This is a genomic window from Picosynechococcus sp. NKBG042902 (genome assembly GCF_963864045.1).
GTDB lineage: Bacteria > Cyanobacteriota > Cyanobacteriia > Cyanobacteriales > MRBY01 > MRBY01.
On record NZ_CAWLTV010000066.1, the window covers coordinates 1 to 19,687 of the forward strand.

The 19,687-nt window shown below is 49.7% G+C and carries 16 protein-coding genes, 1 tRNA gene and 1 other annotated feature; of the genes, 14 read left to right on the forward strand and 3 right to left on the reverse strand.

Annotated elements, in window-relative coordinates; all coding sequences use genetic code 11:
* The first annotated feature begins 129 nt into the window (after positions 1-129).
* The 9 genes from AACR41_RS06525 to rplL all read left to right on the forward strand — a co-directional run bounded on the left by AACR41_RS06525 (position 130) and on the right by rplL (position 6,035).
* Positions 130-1,956 carry an iron uptake porin gene (locus AACR41_RS06525; RefSeq protein ID WP_030007217.1) on the forward strand — a complete coding sequence of 609 codons (1,827 nt, stop codon included), beginning with the start codon at positions 130-132 and terminating at the stop codon, positions 1,954-1,956.
* Between the two features lie 186 nt (positions 1,957-2,142).
* Positions 2,143-2,505 carry a 50S ribosomal protein L19 gene (gene rplS / locus AACR41_RS06530; RefSeq protein ID WP_012306659.1) on the forward strand — a complete coding sequence of 121 codons (363 nt, stop codon included), beginning with the start codon at positions 2,143-2,145 and terminating at the stop codon, positions 2,503-2,505.
* Positions 2,506-2,600: 95 nt separating this feature from the next.
* Positions 2,601-2,673 (forward strand) — tRNA-Trp (locus AACR41_RS06535).
* 61 nt (positions 2,674-2,734) lie between these two features.
* On the forward strand, positions 2,735-2,962 hold the full coding sequence (secE, locus tag AACR41_RS06540; RefSeq protein WP_030007218.1) for a preprotein translocase subunit SecE: 228 nt from the start codon (positions 2,735-2,737) through the stop codon (positions 2,960-2,962).
* A gap of 18 nt (positions 2,963-2,980) precedes the next feature.
* Positions 2,981-3,583, forward strand: a complete 603-nt coding sequence (gene nusG, locus AACR41_RS06545) for a transcription termination/antitermination protein NusG (RefSeq protein WP_012306657.1) — start codon at positions 2,981-2,983, stop codon at positions 3,581-3,583.
* A gap of 2 nt (positions 3,584-3,585) precedes the next feature.
* Positions 3,586-4,011 (forward strand): 50S ribosomal protein L11, encoded by a 426-nt coding sequence (gene rplK, locus AACR41_RS06550; protein ID WP_012306656.1) that lies wholly within the window; start codon positions 3,586-3,588, stop codon positions 4,009-4,011.
* A 91-nt stretch (positions 4,012-4,102) separates the two neighbouring features.
* On the forward strand, positions 4,103-4,819 hold the full coding sequence (gene rplA, locus AACR41_RS06555) for a 50S ribosomal protein L1 (protein ID WP_030007219.1): 717 nt from the start codon (positions 4,103-4,105) through the stop codon (positions 4,817-4,819).
* A gap of 22 nt (positions 4,820-4,841) precedes the next feature.
* Positions 4,842-4,994, forward strand: a sequence feature (ribosomal protein L10 leader region).
* Between the two features lie 39 nt (positions 4,995-5,033).
* Complete coding sequence (rplJ, locus tag AACR41_RS06560) at positions 5,034-5,561, forward strand: 50S ribosomal protein L10 (protein WP_012306654.1); 528 nt, start codon at positions 5,034-5,036, stop codon at positions 5,559-5,561.
* Between the two features lie 87 nt (positions 5,562-5,648).
* Positions 5,649-6,035 carry a 50S ribosomal protein L7/L12 gene (gene rplL / locus AACR41_RS06565; RefSeq protein ID WP_030007220.1) on the forward strand — a complete coding sequence of 129 codons (387 nt, stop codon included), beginning with the start codon at positions 5,649-5,651 and terminating at the stop codon, positions 6,033-6,035.
* Between the two features lie 207 nt (positions 6,036-6,242).
* On the opposite strand, the gene gatA is transcribed toward rplL, so the two are convergent.
* Positions 6,243-7,700 carry an Asp-tRNA(Asn)/Glu-tRNA(Gln) amidotransferase subunit GatA gene (gene gatA / locus AACR41_RS06570; RefSeq protein ID WP_030007221.1) on the reverse strand — a complete coding sequence of 486 codons (1,458 nt, stop codon included), beginning with the start codon at positions 7,698-7,700 and terminating at the stop codon, positions 6,243-6,245.
* A 248-nt stretch (positions 7,701-7,948) separates the two neighbouring features.
* On the opposite strand from gatA, the gene acpP reads away from it, so the two are divergent.
* From acpP to tkt, 3 genes are all read left to right on the forward strand, one after another.
* Complete coding sequence (acpP, locus tag AACR41_RS06575) at positions 7,949-8,194, forward strand: acyl carrier protein (RefSeq protein WP_012306651.1); 246 nt, start codon at positions 7,949-7,951, stop codon at positions 8,192-8,194.
* A 149-nt stretch (positions 8,195-8,343) separates the two neighbouring features.
* On the forward strand, positions 8,344-9,600 hold the full coding sequence (gene fabF / locus AACR41_RS06580; protein ID WP_030007222.1) for a beta-ketoacyl-ACP synthase II: 1,257 nt from the start codon (positions 8,344-8,346) through the stop codon (positions 9,598-9,600).
* Positions 9,601-9,769: 169 nt separating this feature from the next.
* Positions 9,770-11,776: a transketolase gene (gene tkt / locus AACR41_RS06585; protein ID WP_030007223.1), complete on the forward strand. Its 2,007-nt coding sequence runs from the start codon at positions 9,770-9,772 to the stop codon at positions 11,774-11,776.
* A gap of 93 nt (positions 11,777-11,869) precedes the next feature.
* Here tkt and AACR41_RS06590 read toward each other — a convergent pair whose 3' ends face one another.
* Complete coding sequence (locus AACR41_RS06590; protein ID WP_229364885.1) at positions 11,870-12,961, reverse strand: LptF/LptG family permease; 1,092 nt, start codon at positions 12,959-12,961, stop codon at positions 11,870-11,872.
* Positions 12,962-13,217: 256 nt separating this feature from the next.
* On the opposite strand from AACR41_RS06590, the gene AACR41_RS06595 reads away from it, so the two are divergent.
* Positions 13,218-14,693 carry a DUF3370 domain-containing protein gene (locus tag AACR41_RS06595; RefSeq protein WP_030007225.1) on the forward strand — a complete coding sequence of 492 codons (1,476 nt, stop codon included), beginning with the start codon at positions 13,218-13,220 and terminating at the stop codon, positions 14,691-14,693.
* Positions 14,694-14,733: 40 nt separating this feature from the next.
* Here the strand turns inward: AACR41_RS06595 and AACR41_RS06600 are convergent, their stop codons facing one another.
* The gene (locus AACR41_RS06600) at positions 14,734-15,318 is read right to left on the reverse strand and encodes a low-complexity tail membrane protein (RefSeq protein ID WP_012306646.1); all 585 of its coding nucleotides are present in this window, start codon (positions 15,316-15,318) and stop codon (positions 14,734-14,736) included.
* A 358-nt stretch (positions 15,319-15,676) separates the two neighbouring features.
* Here AACR41_RS06600 and AACR41_RS06605 point away from each other — a divergent pair, with 358 nt between their 5' ends.
* Complete coding sequence (locus AACR41_RS06605; RefSeq protein ID WP_030007226.1) at positions 15,677-19,669, forward strand: magnesium chelatase subunit H; 3,993 nt, start codon at positions 15,677-15,679, stop codon at positions 19,667-19,669.
* The last annotated feature ends 18 nt before the right edge of the window (positions 19,670-19,687 follow it).

Below are 19,687 nucleotides of genomic sequence, written 5' to 3' on the forward strand. Positions count from 1 at the left end.
CCCATTTCTGGTGCTATACTGCTAAGCGGCGTTTTGAAAATGATTTGCAGTAATAAAGCATGCTTATCAATAACATAAATGCCCAAGCTCAAAGTCAAAAAATATCTCAGGTGTGAGGTTCAATCGAATATGTCTAAAACAGTGAGAACTTTTCTCAGTGGCGCTTCCGTTGCCCTAGGTGCAACCGTAGCTTTTTCTGGCACTGCCCAAGCCAACACTGAACTTCTCGATCAAATCAACAGCTATAGCCAAGACGACATCGCTCAGGTTAATAGCGTTTTCCAACTCAGCGATGTTTCTCCTTCTGACTGGGCCTTTGACGCACTGCGCAACCTAGTCGAAAACTACAACTGTATCGTTGGTTATCCCGATGGCACTTTCCGTGGTAGCCGTCCCCTCAGCCGTTATGAATTTGCTGCTGGTCTAAATGCTTGTTTACAGCAAATCGAGCGGATGATCCAAAGTGGTACTGGCGAAGTCACCGCTGAAGATTTGGCTGCTCTCCGTCGTCTCGTAAACGAATTTGAGGCAGAACTTGCGACCCTCGGTGCTCGCGTTGATGACCTCGAAGGCCGCGTTGAATTCCTCGAAGACAACCAATTCTCCACTACCACTAAACTCGGTGGAGAAGTAATCTTCAACCTCGGCGGTGCTTTTGGTGAAGAGAAAGCTTCGCCTTTAGCACTTGATTCTATTGAATTTCCTGGTGGAGACTTCAATCCTGAGACTGTTACCTTTGAAGAGTTATTTGATGTAGCTGATTATCAAGATATTTCTTCTGAAGAGAGAGAGCTTCTCAAAGAATTTTTCGTAGGTCTTGGCATCGACGAAGATGATCTAGGGTTTTCCTTTGGTCTTGGAGACGACGGAGACTTACAAGATTTCTTCACTGGACTTGCTGATAATGATGATATTGATGATGAATTCACTTTCAGCAATCGTGTTCGTCTAAACCTTGACACTAGCTTTACTGGCCGCGATCGCCTCCGCACTCGCCTTGAAGCTGGTAATATCACTGCCTTTGATGATGCCACTGGTGTAGATTCTGCTCGCCTTGGCTTTGACACTGACAACGGCAATGATGTCGAAATCGGTAAATTGTTCTACCGCTTCCCCGTTGGTGATAACGTCACAGCTTATGTTGGTGCAGTCGGCATGGGCATCGACGATATCTTTGACGCGACTAGCCCCTACTTTGAGAGCAGTGGTTCCGGCGCACTATCCCGTTTTGGTCGCTTTAACCCCATCTACCGTGGCCCCGATGGCGCTGGTGCTGGTTTCAACTTTGACCTCGGCGAAAAATTCACTTTCTCTGCAGCTTACCTAGCAGATGATGGCGATGTGAACAATCCTGCTGAAAAGAATGGTCTTTTTAACGGCAACTACACCGCAGGTGCTCAGCTTGACTTCAAACCGGCTGATGACATTATGTTCTCCGCCTTCTATGCCAACCGCTACCAAAAAGCGGGCGATGTTAACTTGAGCGGTAGCACTGGCAGCGTCATTGCTAACGACCCCACCTTTAACTCCCTGGCTGTTTCTTCTAACAACTTTGGTTTACAAGGTAGCTGGCTAATTGGTGACAAATTCAACCTTGGCGGTTGGGTTGGTTACACTACCGCAGACATCGAAGATCCTAATGTCACTGGTAACTTTGATGTTTGGAACTGGGCTGTCAACGCAGCTTTACTTGATGTCGGTGGCGAAGGTAATGTCCTTGGTTTGATCTTCGGTCAAACACCTAAGCTCACTAGCGGGAACATTGACTTCGGTCAAATTGAAGTGAACTACAACGATGACAGCGACAGCAGCTATCTCGCTGAACTTCAGTACCGTTACAAGCTCAACGACAACATCACCATTACTCCTGGTGCTTATGTCGTATTCAACCCCAACCAAAATGACGATAATGACACCGTTGTCGTGGGTTCTGTACGTACTACCTTTAGCTTCTAAGACTGAAAGAAACCAAGTCTAATTCCTCACACATATTGCTTCTGAGAGCAAAAAATTAGTATTGAAAGTGGGTCAATTTTGGCTCACTTTTTTCTTTGAAGCTAGCAAGTTTTAGAAATTAGGTTTTACTTTGACTTTAAGTTGTATTGTACATATACTGATAAATTGTGAGTTTTTTGAAAAACCATGAACGCTGAAGCAATCATTCGCTCCATCGAAGCGGAACAGCTCAAGGATGATCTCCCGACCATCCACGTGGGCGACACCGTTCGAGTCGGAGTCAAAATCAAGGAAGGTACCAAAGAACGGGTTCAGCCCTACGAAGGTACCGTTATTGCCATGCGCAATGGTGGGATTAACGAAACCATCACTGTGCGTAAAATCTTCCAAGGGATTGGTGTTGAACGGGTCTTCCTGTTGCACTCTCCCCTCGTTGATAACATCAAAGTTATCCGTCGTGGTAAAGTCCGCCGGGCTAAACTGTATTACTTGCGCGATCGCGTTGGTAAGGCAACTCGGATCAAGCAACGTTTCGATCGCCCGATCTAGGCTTTTTGTAATCCATTTGATTCGCTCAAAATGTTTTGCACAAAGCCTGCCACCTGTGCTAAGATTGCTAAGGCTTGTTAAGAGCAAGTACCCAAGCGTCCTTAGTTCAGTTGGTAGAACGCAGGTCTCCAAAACCTGATGTCGGGGGTTCGAGTCCTCCAGGGCGCGTTTCAATTTACATTAAACTTTAGTTGAAGTATTGCAGTGGCTCTGGGAGGAGTTTCTGATTGTGGCCAAAACAAAGAAGACCGTCGAGACTGAAGCCAATAAGCCCGAAGGTTTCGATGTTACGAAATACGCCAATGAAACAAAAGAAGAACTAGCTAAGGTTGTTTGGCCCTCTCGCCAGCAGCTCATTAGTGAATCTGCCGCTGTCATTTTGATGGTGATTCTTGTTGCGACTGTTGTCTACGTCGTGGACAATCTCTTCATTTTCGTTTCAGGTGCTGTATTTTAAAAGACTCTTTAACTTTCTATGGAACATTCAGAAGAATACACAGGAACGCAAGCTGGACCCAAACCGCGTTGGTATGCCGTCCAAGTTGCATCTGGGTGCGAACAAAGAGTCAAAGCAAACCTTGAACAACGGATTCATACTCTCGATGTGGCGGATCGGATCTTTCAGGTTCAGATTCCCCAAACCCCAACCGTCAAAATCCGTAAGGATGGCAGTCGGCAACATGGAGAAGAAAAAGTTTTTCCTGGTTATGTCTTGATTCAGATGACCCTAGATGATGAAGCTTGGCAGGTTATCAAAAATACGCCCCATGTGATTAATTTTGTTGGGGCTGAACAAAAGCGTAGCTACGGTCGGGGACGGGGCCATGTTAAACCCGTGCCTCTCAGTAAGTCTGAAGTAGAGCGCATCTTTAAACAAGCTCAGGTTGTTGAACCGACTGTCAAAGTCGATATGGCCATTGGCGACAAAATTCTTGTGCTTTCTGGTCCTTTTAAGGATTTTGAAGGCGAGATCATTGAAGTCAGCCCTGAGCGCAGCAAACTGAAAGCTCTATTGTCGATCTTTGGTCGAGATACGCCAGTAGAACTTGAATTTACTCAAGTGGAAAAACAGAGCTAGCGATGGCAAAAAAAGTTGTTACGGTAATTAAATTAGCCTTGCCTGCGGGTAAGGCCAACCCTGCACCTCCTGTTGGGCCAGCCCTGGGTCAGCATGGGGTCAACATCATGGCCTTCTGTAAGGAGTACAACGCAAAGACTTCTGACCAGGCAGGCATGATTATTCCGGTAGAAATTTCGGTATATGAAGACCGGAGTTTCACCTTTATCCTGAAAACGCCCCCCGCTTCTGTCTTGATTCGTAAGGCAGCCGGGGTTGAGAAAGGTTCTGCCCAGCCTAATAAGCAGAAGGCGGGTTCTATCTCCCGGGCACAACTCCAGGAAATCGCCCAAACTAAAATGCCTGATTTGAATGCGAACGATATCGAAGCAGCAATGAACATTGTTGCCGGTACAGCGCGGAATATGGGCATTACAGTTACGGATTAGTAACTGCTTGGAAACTGGATACAACAGTTAAGTTTTTAATCTTTATGTTTGGGGAGAGGCGTGTGTCTCGTTATGTACCCAAGGAGTAAGTATGGCAAAAAAATTATCTCGTCGGCTTCGTGAGGCGCTTGAGAAGGTTGAAGATAGAGCCTATGAGCCTCTAGAAGCTTTGACCCTTTTGAAAGAAACTGCCACAGCTAAGTTTGATGAAACGGCTGAGGCCCACATCCGTTTAGGGATTGATCCAAAATACACGGATCAGCAGTTGAGAACGACTGTTGCTTTTCCGAAAGGTACTGGCCAGTCTGTGCGGGTCGCCGTCATTACTAGCGGTGAACAGGTAAAGGTTGCAGAGGAGTCCGGTGCAGACCTCGTTGGTTCTGAGGAACTCATCGAAGATATCCAGAAGGGCATGATGGACTTTGAAGTCTTGATCGCAACGCCGGATATGATGCCGAAGGTGGCTCGTTTGGGTCGTCAGCTTGGCCCCCGTGGTTTGATGCCTTCGCCCAAAGGTGGCACTGTGACTACGGATGTCGCCACGGCGATCGCCGCCTTTAAAGCAGGAAAACAAGAGTTCCGGGCTGACCGTGCAGGGATTGTCCACGTGCTTTTTGGCAAATCCTCTTTCGCTGCGGAAGATCTTCTGGTAAACTTAAAGGCTCTTCAGGAAACCATCGACCGGAATCGTCCTTCTGGGGCCAAAGGTCGTTACTGGCGGAGCATTTATGTCTCTGCTTCCATGGGACCTTCGATCCAGGTGGATATCAACGCCCTCCGGGATCTTTCCATTGAAGAAAAAGCCTAGGCCCTCTTAGGTAAAACAATTAAATAGATTTGTATTCATGCCAGAGACAGCAGGGGCGATCGCTTAATATCCTGCCGAGGTAAAACGCTACAAGACTAAACAAGTTTTTTTCCAAGTTTGCTTGGAAGAAGAGCGTGACCCTGGCATTGTCGCTGGGGTCTATTTTTTTGTCCCTACTTTAATAACCTTTCCCCAAAAAGGAGGTGAGAACAGAATGGGAAAATCGCTAGCAGATAAGCAAGAATTGGTTGCTGAGATCAAGGATCTGCTCAAGGATGCACAACTTACTTTTGTGATTGATTACAAGGGTTTAACCGTTGCGGAAATCACTGATTTACGTAACCGTCTTCGTCCTGCCGGGGCATATTGCAAAATTGCGAAAAACACGCTGATGCATATTGCCGTTGATGGTGACGAAACGTGGCAACCCGTGCAATCTCTTTTAAAAGATTCCTCCGCATTTTTAATTGCTGGAGAAGATGTTGCTTCCGCCGTTAAAGCTTACAAAGAATTCCGCAAAGCAACGAAGAAAACCGAACTTCGTGGCGGCGTTATGGAAGGTCAAGCTTTAACCAGTGACCAAATCGAAGCCCTCGGTGATCTGCCCACCAAAGACCAACTTTACGGTCAGATTGCAGGTGCGATCAATGCAGTTACTGCAAAAATCGCCATCGGCATCAACGAAGTACCGGGTTCTTTGGCCAGAGCCATCAAAGCTGTTTCCGAAAAAGAAGCAGCCTAACCCTCAACGTCGCATGATTTATATCGTTGCGGCCTAATTTTCTCGTTGTTCTAAACGTAATTTTTATTCACTAAGGAGATAGATTAAATGTCTGCTACTACCGATGAAATTTTGGAGAAGTTGCAATCTCTAACCCTGCTTGAAGCAGCTGAATTAGTTAAGCAAATCGAAGAAACCTTTGGCGTTAGCGCTGCTGCTCCCGTTGGTGGCATGGTAATGGCTGCCCCTGGTGCTGCTGCTGCTGAGGAAGTTGAAGAGAAGACTGAATTTGACGTTATTCTCGACGAAGTTCCCGCTGACAAGAAAATCGCTGTTCTTAAGGTTGTTCGTGGCATCACTGGCCTCGGTCTTAAGGAAGCCAAAGAAATGGTTGAATCTGCGCCCAAGCCCATCAAAGAAGGTACTGGCAAAGAAGATGCTGAAGCCATCAAGAAGCAGCTTGAAGATGCCGGTGCAAAAGCAAGCGTTAAGTAATTTATATCAACTTGCCTATTGCTAGATAGGTATAGCTTCAACTGATATTTGATTAATTGATTAGCGAACAGGTCATCTGTTCGCTTTTTTTCGATCTGGATGATTAGGGCTTTGCTATGTCACTTACGGCATAAAAAAATCCCCCTGCAGTGATTGAGGGGGACTGAATAAGTTGAATTTGTTAAATTTGTTTTGTGTAAAGGCTTTTTAGAGTTGGGGTTCTTTCTGGTGCCAAGCCGTTGCCTGTTCATAGACATGGGCCACCTGAAGTAAGAGATCCTCTCGAAGAACATTGCCGATCAGTTGCATCCCGATGGGGAGTCCTTGGGCATCAAAACCACAGGGCAGACTCAGGGCGGGCAGACCGGCCAAATTGACGGGAATGGTCATCAAGTCAGAAAGATACATGCTGAGGGGATCGTCGGTTTTTGCGCCAGCTTTGAAAGCGGTGCTGGGGGAAGTGGGACAAATGAGCACATCCACTTTGGCAAAGGCTTGATCGAAATCTTCTTTAATTAAAGTGCGTACTTTCTGGGCCTTGAGATAGTAGGCATCGTAGTAACCAGCGGAGAGGGTATAGGTGCCGAGCATAATCCGGCGCTTTACCTCGGGGCCAAAACCAGCGGCCCGGGTTTGGGTGTACATATCAACAAGGTTGTCAGCTGCAGCATTACGGGTGCCATATTTGACGGCATCGTAACGGGCCAAATTTGCAGAGGCTTCGGATGGGGCAATGATGTAGTAGGCGGGTAAGCCGTAACGGAAGCGGGGACAGGAAATGGTTTCGACTTCGGCACCGAGTTCCTGAAGTTGGGCGATCGCCTTTTGAACCGCTTCAGCCACTTCTGGATCGAGCCCTTCCCCAAAAGTTTCTTGGATGATGCCAATCTTGAGGGGCTTATCCTTGGGGAGTTCTGGCTGGAGTAACTGACTATATTGGGGAATATCCACATCTAAACTGGTGGAATCTTTGGGATCATGGCCGGCGATCGCCTCTAAAAGAATTGCTGTATCTTCCACCGTCCGCGCAAAGGGGCCAATTTGATCCAGAGAAGACGCATAGGCCACCAAGCCAAAACGAGACACCAGGCCATAGGTCGGTTTAAGGCCCACAACCCCACAGAGGGCAGCAGGTTGTCGAATTGAGCCGCCAGTATCTGAACCCAGGGCGATCGGCGCTTCTCCCGCTGCCACTGCCGCCGCTGACCCCCCGGAGGATCCCCCCGGTACCCGCGTCACATCCCAAGGGTTGCCCGTCACTTGATAGCCAGAATTTTCCGTCGAACTCCCCATGGCAAACTCATCCAAATTGGTTTTGCCCACCATGATCGCCCCAGCTTCCTGCAACTTCTGGGTGACTGTCGATTCATAGGTCGGCACAAAGCCTTCGAGGATGCGCGAAGCACAGGTCGTCTGAATGCCTTTCGTACAGAGATTATCCTTAATCGCAATGGGAATGCCTTCTAGGAGGCCAATGGTTTCCCCCGCGGCAATTTTTGCATCCACTTGTGCCGCCTGGGCCAAGGCCTGTTTCTTAGTCAGGGTCAAAAACGCTTTAACCTTGGGTTCCACCGCTTCGATATGGGCAAACGTTTCCGTCAAAATTTCGACAGCAGAACGTTCCTTTGAAATGAGTTGTTGGTGTAGCGTGCGGATGGCTGACATGCTTTATATATTCTCTGAAATACCCCAATCAGTTTATCCACTTGCCTTCCTCCCTGACAATCATCTCTAAAAAATTATTTTTGCGGCGATCGCCTCGGAAGGGAACCAGCATCCGATACAATAAACTCCAGCTTATGTTAATTTAATAAGTCTATTTTTAGTCAGCACAACAAAATGCTAAATTTATGAGCGCTCATATTCTTTAACAAAGTATGGGAACCGCTCAGGTAGATTTTTAGGAATCATCAATGAACCAGGAAATTTTTGACAAAATTAAAAATATTATCGTTGATCAGCTGGATGTCGATGCTGACTCCGTAAGCCCCGAATCAAACTTCATCAGTGACCTTGATGCAGACTCCCTCGACACAGTCGAGCTGGTCATGGCCTTCGAAGAAGAATTTGATATCGATATTCCCGACGATGTTGCTGAAAAAATCACTACGGTGGGAGAAGCAGTTAACATCATCGCTGAAAAAACTGGCGCCAACTAAGCCATTTAGTCTAGTCAGTTTAACCTCAACTTCCAGAGCTGCGAACTTCCAAAAGTTATCGCGGCTTTCTCGCTAGTTTTTATGATTGATTGTCGCTTCCTTTGGATGCACAAGCCTTTTTTCCCACTGCAAAACCACTCAAATCAGCCATGGCACACTCATCTCCGTATCGCGTTGTAATCACCGGTTTAGGTGCGATCACCCCGATTGGTAATACCCTAGAGGAGTATTGGGAAGGACTCATGACCGGTCGTAATGGGATTGGCCCCGTCACCGCATTTGACGCCTCCCAACACGCCTGTCGCATTGCCGGCGAGGTAAAAGGCTTTGATCCCCTCGATTTCATCCCCAAGAAAGAAGCGAAACGCATGGATCGGTTCTCCCAGTTCGCCGTGGCTGCCAGTAAACAAGCCCTCGCCGATGCTGGCCTAGAGATCAATGCTGACAATGCCCCCGATATCGGCGTCATGATCGGCACTGGCGTCGGCGGGATTAAGGTGATGGAAGACCAGCAGGAAATTTACCTGGAGAAAGGCCCCAGCCGCTGTAGCCCCTTCATGATTCCGATGATGATTGCTAATATGGCGGCGGGATTGACGGCGATCCATACCGGTGCCCAAGGCCCCAATAGCTGTACTGTGACGGCCTGTGCCGCAGGTTCCAATGCGGTTGGGGAAGCTTTCCGACTCGTCCAACAGGGTTACGCGAAAGCGATGATTTCTGGGGGCACCGAAGCTGCCGTAACCCCCCTCAGTTTTGCGGGATTTGCCTCGGCCCGGGCGTTATCGACCCGTAATGATGATCCGAAACACGCTTGTCGTCCTTTTGATCAAGATCGCGATGGCTTTGTGATGGGTGAAGGGGCGGGCATTTTAATCCTGGAAGAGCTAGAGCATGCCCTGGCACGGGGGGCAAAAATCTACGGGGAAATCGTTGGTTATGGCATGACCTGCGATGCTTACCACATGACGGCACCAACCCCCGACGGCGCTGGGGCAACCCGGGCGATTGAATTGGCGCTCAAGGATGGCGGCTTGGCTCCGAACCAAGTGAACTACGTGAATGCCCACGGCACCAGCACTCCAGCCAATGACATCACAGAAACGAAAGCCATTAAAAAAGCCCTCGGTGACCAGGCTTACAAAATTTTAGTGAGTTCGACAAAATCTATGACCGGCCACCTTTTGGGTGGCTCTGGGGGCATTGAGGCGGTGGCCACAGTGATGGCGATCGCCAATGATCGCGTTCCGCCGACGATCAACCTCGAAAATCCCCAGGAAGGTTGTGATTTAGATTACGTTCCCAACGAAAGCCGCGAACACCCAGTTGAAGTTGCCCTTTCTAACTCTTTTGGATTTGGCGGCCATAACGTTACCCTTGCGTTTAAGAAATATCGCCCGGAATAAAAATTTAGTCCGAGTAAATGTTAGCGATTTGACAGAATCATTCTTGCCCAGTGATCCTAACAGTGGGATGATGGGGGGGATTTTGAGGAGGGCAATTTGCGCTTCTTGATGGTCTAACAACTCCCTATAGTTTTTCTTTATTTGTCGTTTACTGTCAGAAATTTTCACTATGACCGTTGCAACCCAATCTATAGATCAGCTTTGTATTAATGCAATTCGCTTTCTAGCAATTGATGGCGTCGAGAAGGCAAAATCTGGTCACCCCGGTTTACCGATGGGCGCCGCTCCCATGGCCTACACCCTCTGGGACAAATTTATGCGGTTCAACCCCAAAAATCCAAAATGGGTTAACCGCGATCGCTTTGTTTTGTCAGCGGGTCACGGTTCGATGCTGCAGTATGCCTTGATGTACTTGGCTGGCTATGACAGTGTTTCCCTCGAAGACATCAAGCAATTTCGTCAATGGAAATCGAAGACCCCTGGTCACCCTGAAAACTTCGAGACCCCTGGTGTAGAAGTTACGACTGGCCCCCTCGGCCAAGGGATCGCCAATGCCGTCGGCCTCGCCCTCGCGGAAGCACACCTCGCAGCCCGCTACAACAAGCCCGATGCCAAAATTTTTGACCATTGCACCTATGTGATTATGGGTGATGGTTGCAACATGGAAGGAATCTCCGGGGAAGCGGCATCCATTGCGGGTCACTGGGGTCTGGGCAAATTAATTGCCCTCTACGACGATAACCATATTTCCATCGACGGCTCCACGGACATTGCTTTCACTGAAGATGTGTGTAAGCGCTATGAGTCCTACGGTTGGCACGTGCTCCATGTCGAAGATGGCAACAATGACATTGAGGCGATCGCCAAAGCCATTGAAGCGGCTAAGGCAGTGACTGACAAGCCCTCTTTGATCAAAATCACAACGACCATTGGTTACGGTTCCCCCAACAAAGCAGATACCGCTGGTGTACACGGGGCAGCCCTCGGTGCCGACGAAATTGAACTGACCCGTAAATCCCTCGAATGGAACTATGGGCCTTTTGAAGTGCCTGAAGATGCCCTCAACCATTTCCGGAAAGCCGTTGAACGGGGTGCCAGCGCCGAAGCAGAGTGGAACCAAGTATGGGCCACCTACAAAACAAAATATGCCGAGGAGGCTGCAGAATTAGAGCGGATTCTTTCTGGGAAGCCCCCCGCAAACTGGGCTGACGCTTTACCCACCGCAACGCCCGCCGATAAAGGTCTTGCGACCCGTAAGCACTCCGAAGTAACCCTGAATGCGATCGCCCCGGTATTACCAGAATTGATCGGTGGTTCTGCGGACTTGACTCACTCCAACCTGACAGAAATCCACGTTTCTGGCGATTTCCAAAAAGGTGCCTACGAAAACCGCAACGTCCACTTCGGCGTCCGGGAACACGCCATGGGCGCGATCTGTAATGGCATCGCCCTCCACGGTACAGGTTTAATCCCCTACGGAGCCACTTTCCTTGTGTTCTCCGACTACATGCGGAATTCCATCCGTTTATCGGCCCTGTCCGAAGCACGGGTCATTTGGGTGATGACCCACGACTCCATTGCCCTTGGAGAAGACGGCCCTACCCACCAACCGATCGAGCATGTTGCTTCTCTGCGGGCGATGCCGAACCTCTATGTTTATCGTCCGGCAGATACCAACGAAACCTCCGGTGCCTATAAAGTTGCTGTGGAAAGTGCGACAACGCCGACCCTCTTAGCCCTCACCCGCCAAGGTCTCCCCAACCTCGAAGGCAGTTCCATCGAAAATGCTGAAAAAGGTGGCTACATCCTTTCCGATAGCGAAGGCACCCCTGATCTGATTTTGATTGGTACAGGGAGTGAAGTGCAGCTTTGTGTCGAAGCAGCAAAAGCACTCCGGGCAAACGGCAAAAATGTCCGTGTTGTTTCCATGCCCTGTGTGGAACGCTTTGAAGAGCAAGATGCCGCTTACCAAGAGTCCGTCCTGCCGAAAGCTGTAACCAAACGGGTTGCCGTGGAGGCTGGTGCCACCATGAGCTGGTACAAGTACGTTGGCTTTGAAGGCGCTGTCATCGGTATTGATACTTACGGTGCTTCCGCTCCTGGTGGTTTGGTCATGGAGAAATTTGGTTTCACCGTGGACAACGTTGTTAAAACCGCTGAGACAGTACTAGGTTAAAACCCTGGGTCTGGTCATAGACTGATTCTTTTCAGTAAAACGTTTTGGAGGTAGGTTCATCCCCTACCTCTTTTTTGTTTGCGACAATATTGCCTAGCCTGTCCGCCAGAGAATTGTCCCTGCGGCCACTAACCCCAGGAGATTGGGAAACCACGTCCCCATAAACGGCGTAATCGTTCCCCAGACTCCCATGGAGCTGGAAATCACAGAAATGAGATAGTAGGCAAAAACGATGGCCACCGATAGGCCAACACTGGTCGCTCGACTGGAGTTTTGCGGGCGCAGGCCAATGGCCGAGCCGACCATCGCAAAAACAATACAGACGAAGGGGACGGAAAATTTTTCTTGTTTTCTCACCTGGAGCGTCCGGATCCGCCTTTCATTGCGACTTAACTTGAGGCTTTCTAAACAAACATCAATCACCTGGAGGGTCATTTCACTGGGACGTTGACAGCGGGTGGCGAGGATCAAAGGGGCATCAGACAGATTTAAAAAGTTGGTTTCAAACTGCTCGATGTCACTGAAGGAACCATTGGCCCCAATTTGATAAATACTGCCATCCTGCACCAGCCAACCCTGTTCATTGGCATTCCACTGGGCAGCGGCAGCCGTGATAATTCTTTGGGTATCGACGGCGGCTCGATCGAGGATGGTGAGATTGTTCATTTGGGTGCCATCGAAGGTCTCGGCATAAAAGAGGGTTTTGAGGATTTCGCGGCTACCAGTGGCCGTTTTTACCCGTTGATATTCGGGGTAGATAATATTTTTTTCTTGGTAGTCAATGGTTGCTTCGCCCTGAGCAATGTTGGCAATGGTGCTGGCTTGTTTGGTGGTTTGGGGGACAATCCAATCGTTGAGGCCAAAGGTGATGCCCGTGATCAGTAACCCCAAAAGCAGACCGGGCAACATCAGCCGTAAAGGGGGCAAACCAACGCTCCGTAAGGCGATAATTTCACTAAAGGAAGACAAACTACTGTAGGCGGTGAGGGTGCCTAGTAGGGTCGCCATGGGGAGACCGAGGACAAGAAATTCTGGGAGACGGAGGGCGAGGATTTGGAAGGCGATCGCCCAGGTGATTTCATTGGCGACCACGTTGCGCATTACCTCAAAGAGAACGCCGATGGTGAGGCCCAAACTCGTGAAAATTCCTAACCCAAACAGGAAAGGCCCCACAAGTTGCGCCATAATGTAGCGATCTAATAGTGAAAATACCCTTAAAATTCTCAACATTGTGGTCTAGTCTGATTAGAGTGGAGAGTTTTAGCAACTGTTTAGCAATTAAAATCCCTAGCCCATCATGCCAAAGAAGTTACAGTTTTGTCTGAAATTGTGCCCCTTGACCACTGATTGATCACCGCGCGTCGGGAACTTAGAGCCGCGATAATGATTCAGTGCCACTGCACTTTGGTTTATTCTAAAATTTACTTTTTTGATAGAGTCCATGTTTGACCTGTTTGCTTCTTTGCTCATTGCCCAGGAATCTGCCCCTTTATTGGTGGCCCAAGAGAACAGGTCGAAGGAAGAGTTACTCCCCCACCAAGTACCACAACCAGGGGAGGATCAGGGGTCTTCTGTGGGGCGATCGCCGGCGGCCATCGTGACGGAACCCCAAGAGGTGCGCCCTTTGCCGGGGAGTCTCAATGAAATTCCCGTCTTTAACAGCAACAGCCCTGAAGTCATTGCCCAGGAAGGCATTTTATTATCGACCTTCCCAAAGGCAGGAAAAAGCCAGGCGATCGCCCACCTCGAAACCCCCCTCGAAGGACGCTTTGATATTTTTACCCACCACATTTCCCGTCCCGCCACGGAGCAGCGCACCCTGTACCAAGGCTTGTTGGTTAACAATCCGACTGGAAGCCCCCGCACCCTCAAAATTCTCCAAGGCATTAGTTACCTCAATAGTAAAGATGCCCCCTTCCGCGAACTATTGCCCTTCGTTGAAGATCCCCAGGGTCATGTCTATTCCGGCCCAGGCTCCCGACTGGTGAGCGATACCCTCCGGGGCAAAAGCCAAACGCAATTCCCAGAGATTCTACGCATTCCCCCCTACAGCACCGTGGTTTTGGCGAATCTCCCGATCCCGGTTAGCGGTGCTCGCTCTACCTACTTACAAGTGGAAACGGATGGTAGCGTTTACTTGGCAAATTTAGCGAAATATGAAGTCCGCGAAGAAATTGCCACCAGCAGTATTAGCAATAGTGGCAGTATTGTCGAAGGAAAAGCTGTCCGCTCCCGTCCCCCCAGCCTCAATGAATGGCGATCGCTCCTCACCCAAGGCCAACTCGTCGAACCCCGGGATCTGCCCCCAGTTCCCAGTAAAGATCCTGGTCGCATCATTTATGGCCGGGTTGCAGGTATTTCTGTCGGTAGTCAGTGGGAAGCCACCGTCACCGATCCAGACGCAGAGAGTTTAGCAATCCCCGCCCCCGGCGAAGCGATTTCTTTCCCCATTAGCACCACCAGCACTGGCACCTTTGGCACCGACCAAGTCCAAAGCGCCCCCATGCTCACCCGTTATCCTGATACCGCGCTCCAGGGCCATGGTAACTATTTAGTCCACTACAAACTGACTTTCCCCCTTGAAAATACGAGCGATGAATATCAGTGGACGTCGCTAACGTTTCAAACGCCGATTAAAGATGATCTCCATAGCGATCGCCTTTCCTTTTTTGAATCGCCCCCCAACCGTGTTTTCTATCGAGGCACTGTCCGCATCAACTATCCCAACGAATATCGACGGCAAATCACCCGCTATGTCCACCTAGTACAACATCGGGGCCAACGCTCAGAACCCCTTGCCACCCTGGAAATTCCCCCTGGCACAAGTCGCACCGCCGAAATTGACTTTTTTTATCCCCCCGACGCAACGCCTCCCCAGGTGATTACCGTGAGAACTCTCGCCCCAGAGGAACGTTAAATATTGTTGAATATATTCTCAAAAGAATGTAGCGATCGCCCTAGGCGCGTTTCGGGGGAAACAGTTGCCCCAACGGTAAGCCCCAACAGGCAAAATCGCGCCGGATACTCACGGTGGGATGGGGATCAATGGCCTGGGCCGTTGTTTCAGAAATAAAGAGTGTCGGCAACAGGGTCAAGGGAATTTGTAACAGAATATTCCCCAAGAAGAACAGCAGGATCGCGGCGAATAAGCCCAAAATATGCCATTGGGGGAGACCCGCTGTCAGTCCCACCGCAAGGGGCGCATAGTGGGCTACTTGCCACAACAAAATCACCATGGCGATCGCCCCCAGGACATTTAAAATCGGCTGCCGAGTTCCCTGCACGAGCCGTAAAATTTGCCGTTGCCGTTCATCAAGGCGTTCTGGCGGAATTTGAAACACAAAGAGACTGAAGGGTTGCCAAGGCCGCAGGATTTGCAGGAGCCACACCGGGACTCCCCCCAGGAGCACAATTAAGCCCAATTCAATATTGGCCACGGGAAACGGGATGCCAATCGCCAAGGCGATCGCCAACAAAGACCAGATCAAAGGCAGCAAAGCCAAGCCCGCAACATGCAACCAAAAATAAGGCTCAAACAACATTTTTCCGTCGCTCCAAGACTTAAACAAACAACAGCACAATGCCCTGAATATCCCACGGTGCCCCCTGAAAGTAAAGTGGCCCGAAGCGCCAGGTAAACGACAAATCAGCTTTTCTCCAATGGGCACTACAAATGTCAAGGAATATGACAAAAAATTAAGTTTGGTTTATCAAATTGTGTCAGAATGGTCAGCCTTTCCTAGGCCAACCAGCATTTTTTGCTAAAACTCTTTAAGTGCCTTCAGCTTGCTCACTATCAGAACAGCAGCTTCTGCTCCATATAATGTGATGATGAGCAGGGGAATAGTTATAAATTTTTAATATCCATCTACTTGTCCAAGTAAAGGAGACTCACCATTTATGTTCACTAACGTCAAGTCCGCCATTCGCCACATCAAACCAGATGACATCAATAATCGCACGTTAGTGAAGGTGGTCTATGTCGTGTTGGAGTCCCAGTACCAGAGTGCCCTCTCTGCTGCGGTAAAAGCGATTAACGCGAACCACCCAAAGATTGCGGTTGAAATTAGTGGTTATCTGATTGAAGAACTGCGTGACCCCGATAACTACGAAGAGTTCAAACGGGAAGTCGCCCAAGCCAACTTATTCATTGCCTCCTTGATCTTCATTGAAGACCTCGCCCAAAAGGTGGTTGAAGCTGTGACGCCCCACCGGGATAACCTTGATGCGGCGATTGTTTTCCCTTCCATGCCGGAAGTGATGCGCCTCAACAAAATGGGCACTTTTTCCATGGCACAGTTGGGACAATCCAAGAGTGCTATTGGCGAGTTTATGAAAAAGCGGAAGGAAAAATCCGGTGCTTCCTTCCAAGATGCCATGCTCAAGCTGCTCCGGACATTGCCGAAGGTTTTAAAATATTTGCCCGTTGAAAAAGCCCAGGATGCCCGCAACTTCATGTTGTCTTTCCAATACTGGTTGGGTGGTTCCCCCGATAACTTGGAAAACTTCCTGTTGATGATGACCGACAAGTACATCCTCAAGGGGGCTGAGAAGCTCGATAAGGCCGATTATGCCGAGCCGGTAGTCTATCCCGATATGGGCATTTGGCATCCCCTCGCCCCGAAAATGTTTGAAGACACCAAGGAATATCTCCAGTGGTACAACGGCCGCGACGATATTAGTGACGAACTGAAGGATCCCCTCGCCCCTTGCATTGGCCTCGTGCTGCAACGGACACACCTCGTCACCGGAGATGATGCCCACTATGTCGCCATGCTCCAGGAGTTGGAATATCGCGGCGCAAAGGTGATCCCCATCTTTGCCGGGGGTCTCGATTTCTCGAAGCCTGTGGATGAATTTTTCTGGGATAACACGGTCGCCGGGGTCGAAAAATTACCTCTGGTGGATACGGTGGTTTCCCTAACTGGTTTTGCCCTCGTGGGTGGCCCGGCACGTCAGGATCATCCCAAAGCCATTGATTCTCTCAAGCGGTTGAACCGTCCCTATATGGTGGCGCTGCCATTGGTCTTCCAAACCACAGAGGAGTGGGAAGAGAGTGATCTCGGTCTGCACCCGATCCAAGTGGCGCTCCAAATTGCGATTCCAGAACTCGATGGAGCAATTGAACCAATTATTCTTTCTGGTCGTGACGGGGCCACGGGTCGGGCGATTACGCTACAAGATCGCGTCGAGGCGATCGCCACCCGTGCTTTGAAATGGACGAATCTCCGGAAGAAGCCCAAGCTAGAGAAAAAACTCGCCATTACAATCTTTAGCTTCCCCCCCGACAAAGGCAATATCGGCACCGCTGCTTACCTCGATGTCTTTGGCTCGATCCATGAAGTAATGAAGGGTCTCCGGGACAACGGCTACGACATTCAAGATATCCCTGAAACCCCCAAAGAGCTGTTAGAGCTAATCATCCATGATGCCCAGGCGCAATATGCTTCCCCTGAGCTAAACATCGCCTATCGCATGGGTGTGCCGGAATATGAAGAACTGACCCCCTATTCCAAACGCCTGGAAGAAAATTGGGGCACCCCTCCCGGTGAACTCAACAGCGACGGTCAAAACCTGCTGATCTATGGGAAGCATTTCGGCAATCTGTTTATTGGTGTCCAGCCGACCTTTGGTTATGAAGGCGACCCGATGCGCTTGCTGTTCTCCCGTTCCGCTAGTCCTCACCATGGCTTTGCTGCCTACTACACTTACCTTGAGCGAGTTTGGGGCGCAGATGCGGTGCTGCACTTCGGTACCCATGGCTCCCTCGAATTTATGCCTGGTAAGCAAATGGGGATGTCTGGCGACTGTTACCCCGATAATCTGATCGGTAATATTCCCAACATCTATTACTACGCCGCCAATAACCCTTCGGAAGCGACGATCGCCAAACGCCGCAGTTATGCGAATACCATTTCCTACCTGACTCCCCCGGCAGAAAATGCGGGTTTATATAAGGGTCTCAAGGAACTTAGCGAGTTGATCGGCTCCTACCAAACCCTGAAGGATGGGGCGCGGGGCGTGCAAATTGTGAATACGATCATGGATCAAGCGCGGATCTGCAACCTTGATAAGGATATTGAGATCCCTGAAACAGATGCCGCCCAAATGTCTCAGGATGAACGAGACAACATGGTGGGCATTGTCTATCGAAAGCTGATGGAGATTGAATCCCGCCTGTTACCCTGTGGCCTTCATGTCATCGGTAAACCTCCCACCGCTGAAGAGGCGATCGCCACCCTGGTGAACATTGCCAGCCTCGACCGCGAAGAAGAAGGTATTTGGAGCCTCCCCACGATCATCGCCAAGAGTATCGGGCGCAATATGGAGGAAATCTACCGCAACAGCGATCAGGGTATCCTCGAAGATGTGAACCTGCTTCAAGACATCACCGAAGCCACCCGTGCTGCCGTCCGTGCCCTCGTGATGGAACAAGTCAACGCCGAAGGTCGTGTGTCTCTGGTTTCTAAGCTCAACTTCTTCAACATGGGTAAAAAAGCCCCTTGGGTTGAAGCTCTCCACGAAGCAGGTTATAAAAATGTCGATCAGGAACTCCTAAAACCCCTCTTCGATTACCTTGAATTCTGTCTCGAACAGGTTTGTGCCGACAAAGAACTTGGCGGTTTACTCAAAGCCCTCGAAGGTGAGTATGTCCTTCCCGGCCCCGGTGGCGACCCGATCCGCAACCCCAATGTCCTCCCCACGGGCAAAAATATTCACGCCCTCGATCCCCAATCAATCCCGACCCTTGCGGCAGTCCAATCCGCAAAAGTTGTGGTGGATCGCCTGATTGAGCGACAAAAGCTCGATAATGGTGGCGAATATCCCGAAACGATCGCCTGCGTCCTCTGGGGAACCGACAACATCAAAACCTACGGCGAATCCTTGGCGCAAATCATGTGGATGGTCGGTGCGAGACCCGTCCCCGATGCCCTTGGTCGTGTTAACAAGTTGGAATTAATTCCCCTCGAAGAACTCGGTCGTCCCCGCATCGATGTCGTGGTCAACTGTTCCGGCGTCTTCCGTGACCTGTTCATCAACCAAATGAACCTCTTGGATCAAGCCGTGAAAATGGCCGCCGAAGCCAATGAACCCCTCGAAATGAACTACGTGCGCAAACACGCCCTAGAACAAGCCGAGGAAATGGGCATTAACATTCGCCAAGCCGCGACCCGGATTTTCTCCAACGCATCTGGTTCCTATTCTTCTAACGTGAACCTCGCCGTTGAAAATAGCTCTTGGGAAGAGGAAAAAGAGCTCCAGGATATGTACCTGAACCGGAAATCCTTCGCCTTCAACTCCGATAATCCGGGGGTAATGGACGAAAACCGTAAGGTGTTTGAATCTTCCCTGAAGAAAGCGGATGTCACTTTCCAAAACCTGGATTCTTCGGAAATCAGTTTGACGGACGTTTCCCACTATTTCGACTCTGATCCGACCAAGGTTGTTGCTTCTCTGCGGGATGATGGCAAGAAACCCTCTGCTTATATTGCTGATACCACCACTGCCAACGCTCAGGTACGGACTCTCTCTGAAACCGTGCGTTTAGATGCGCGGACAAAACTGCTTAATCCCAAGTGGTACGAGGGCATGCTCTCCCACGGTTATGAAGGGGTGCGGGAATTGTCTAAGCGTCTGGTGAATACGATGGGTTGGTCGGCAACGGCGGATGCGGTAGATAACTGGGTCTATGAAGATACCAACGAAACCTTCATCAAAGATGAGGAAATGTGTAAGCGTTTGATGGATTTGAACCCTAATTCTTTCCGTCGGATGGTCAGCACGTTACTGGAAGTGAATGGACGTGGGTACTGGGAAACCAGCGATGAAAACCTTGAGCGTTTACAACAGCTTTATCAGGAAGTTGAAGACCGTATTGAAGGAATTGAATAATACTATTTAGTCCAAAAA

What these genes read in the sequence shown, in the direction of transcription:
- AACR41_RS06525 (WP_030007217.1), top strand. Translation starts at nt 130, where the DNA reads ATGTCTAAAACAGTGAGAACTTTTCTCAGTGGCGCTTCCGTTGCCCTA.
- rplS (WP_012306659.1), top strand. Translation starts at nt 2,143, where the DNA reads ATGAACGCTGAAGCAATCATTCGCTCCATCGAAGCGGAACAGCTCAAG.
- nusG (WP_012306657.1), top strand. Translation starts at nt 2,981, where the DNA reads ATGGAACATTCAGAAGAATACACAGGAACGCAAGCTGGACCCAAACCG.
- rplK (WP_012306656.1), top strand. Translation starts at nt 3,586, where the DNA reads ATGGCAAAAAAAGTTGTTACGGTAATTAAATTAGCCTTGCCTGCGGGT.
- rplA (WP_030007219.1), top strand. Translation starts at nt 4,103, where the DNA reads ATGGCAAAAAAATTATCTCGTCGGCTTCGTGAGGCGCTTGAGAAGGTT.
- rplJ (WP_012306654.1), top strand. Translation starts at nt 5,034, where the DNA reads ATGGGAAAATCGCTAGCAGATAAGCAAGAATTGGTTGCTGAGATCAAG.
- rplL (WP_030007220.1), top strand. Translation starts at nt 5,649, where the DNA reads ATGTCTGCTACTACCGATGAAATTTTGGAGAAGTTGCAATCTCTAACC.
- gatA (WP_030007221.1), bottom strand. Translation starts at nt 7,700, where the DNA reads ATGTCAGCCATCCGCACGCTACACCAACAACTCATTTCAAAGGAACGT.
- acpP (WP_012306651.1), top strand. Translation starts at nt 7,949, where the DNA reads ATGAACCAGGAAATTTTTGACAAAATTAAAAATATTATCGTTGATCAG.
- fabF (WP_030007222.1), top strand. Translation starts at nt 8,344, where the DNA reads ATGGCACACTCATCTCCGTATCGCGTTGTAATCACCGGTTTAGGTGCG.
- tkt (WP_030007223.1), top strand. Translation starts at nt 9,770, where the DNA reads ATGACCGTTGCAACCCAATCTATAGATCAGCTTTGTATTAATGCAATT.
- AACR41_RS06590 (WP_229364885.1), bottom strand. Translation starts at nt 12,961, where the DNA reads ATGGCGCAACTTGTGGGGCCTTTCCTGTTTGGGTTAGGAATTTTCACG.
- AACR41_RS06595 (WP_030007225.1), top strand. Translation starts at nt 13,218, where the DNA reads ATGTTTGACCTGTTTGCTTCTTTGCTCATTGCCCAGGAATCTGCCCCT.
- AACR41_RS06600 (WP_012306646.1), bottom strand. Translation starts at nt 15,318, where the DNA reads ATGTTGTTTGAGCCTTATTTTTGGTTGCATGTTGCGGGCTTGGCTTTG.
- AACR41_RS06605 (WP_030007226.1), top strand. Translation starts at nt 15,677, where the DNA reads ATGTTCACTAACGTCAAGTCCGCCATTCGCCACATCAAACCAGATGAC.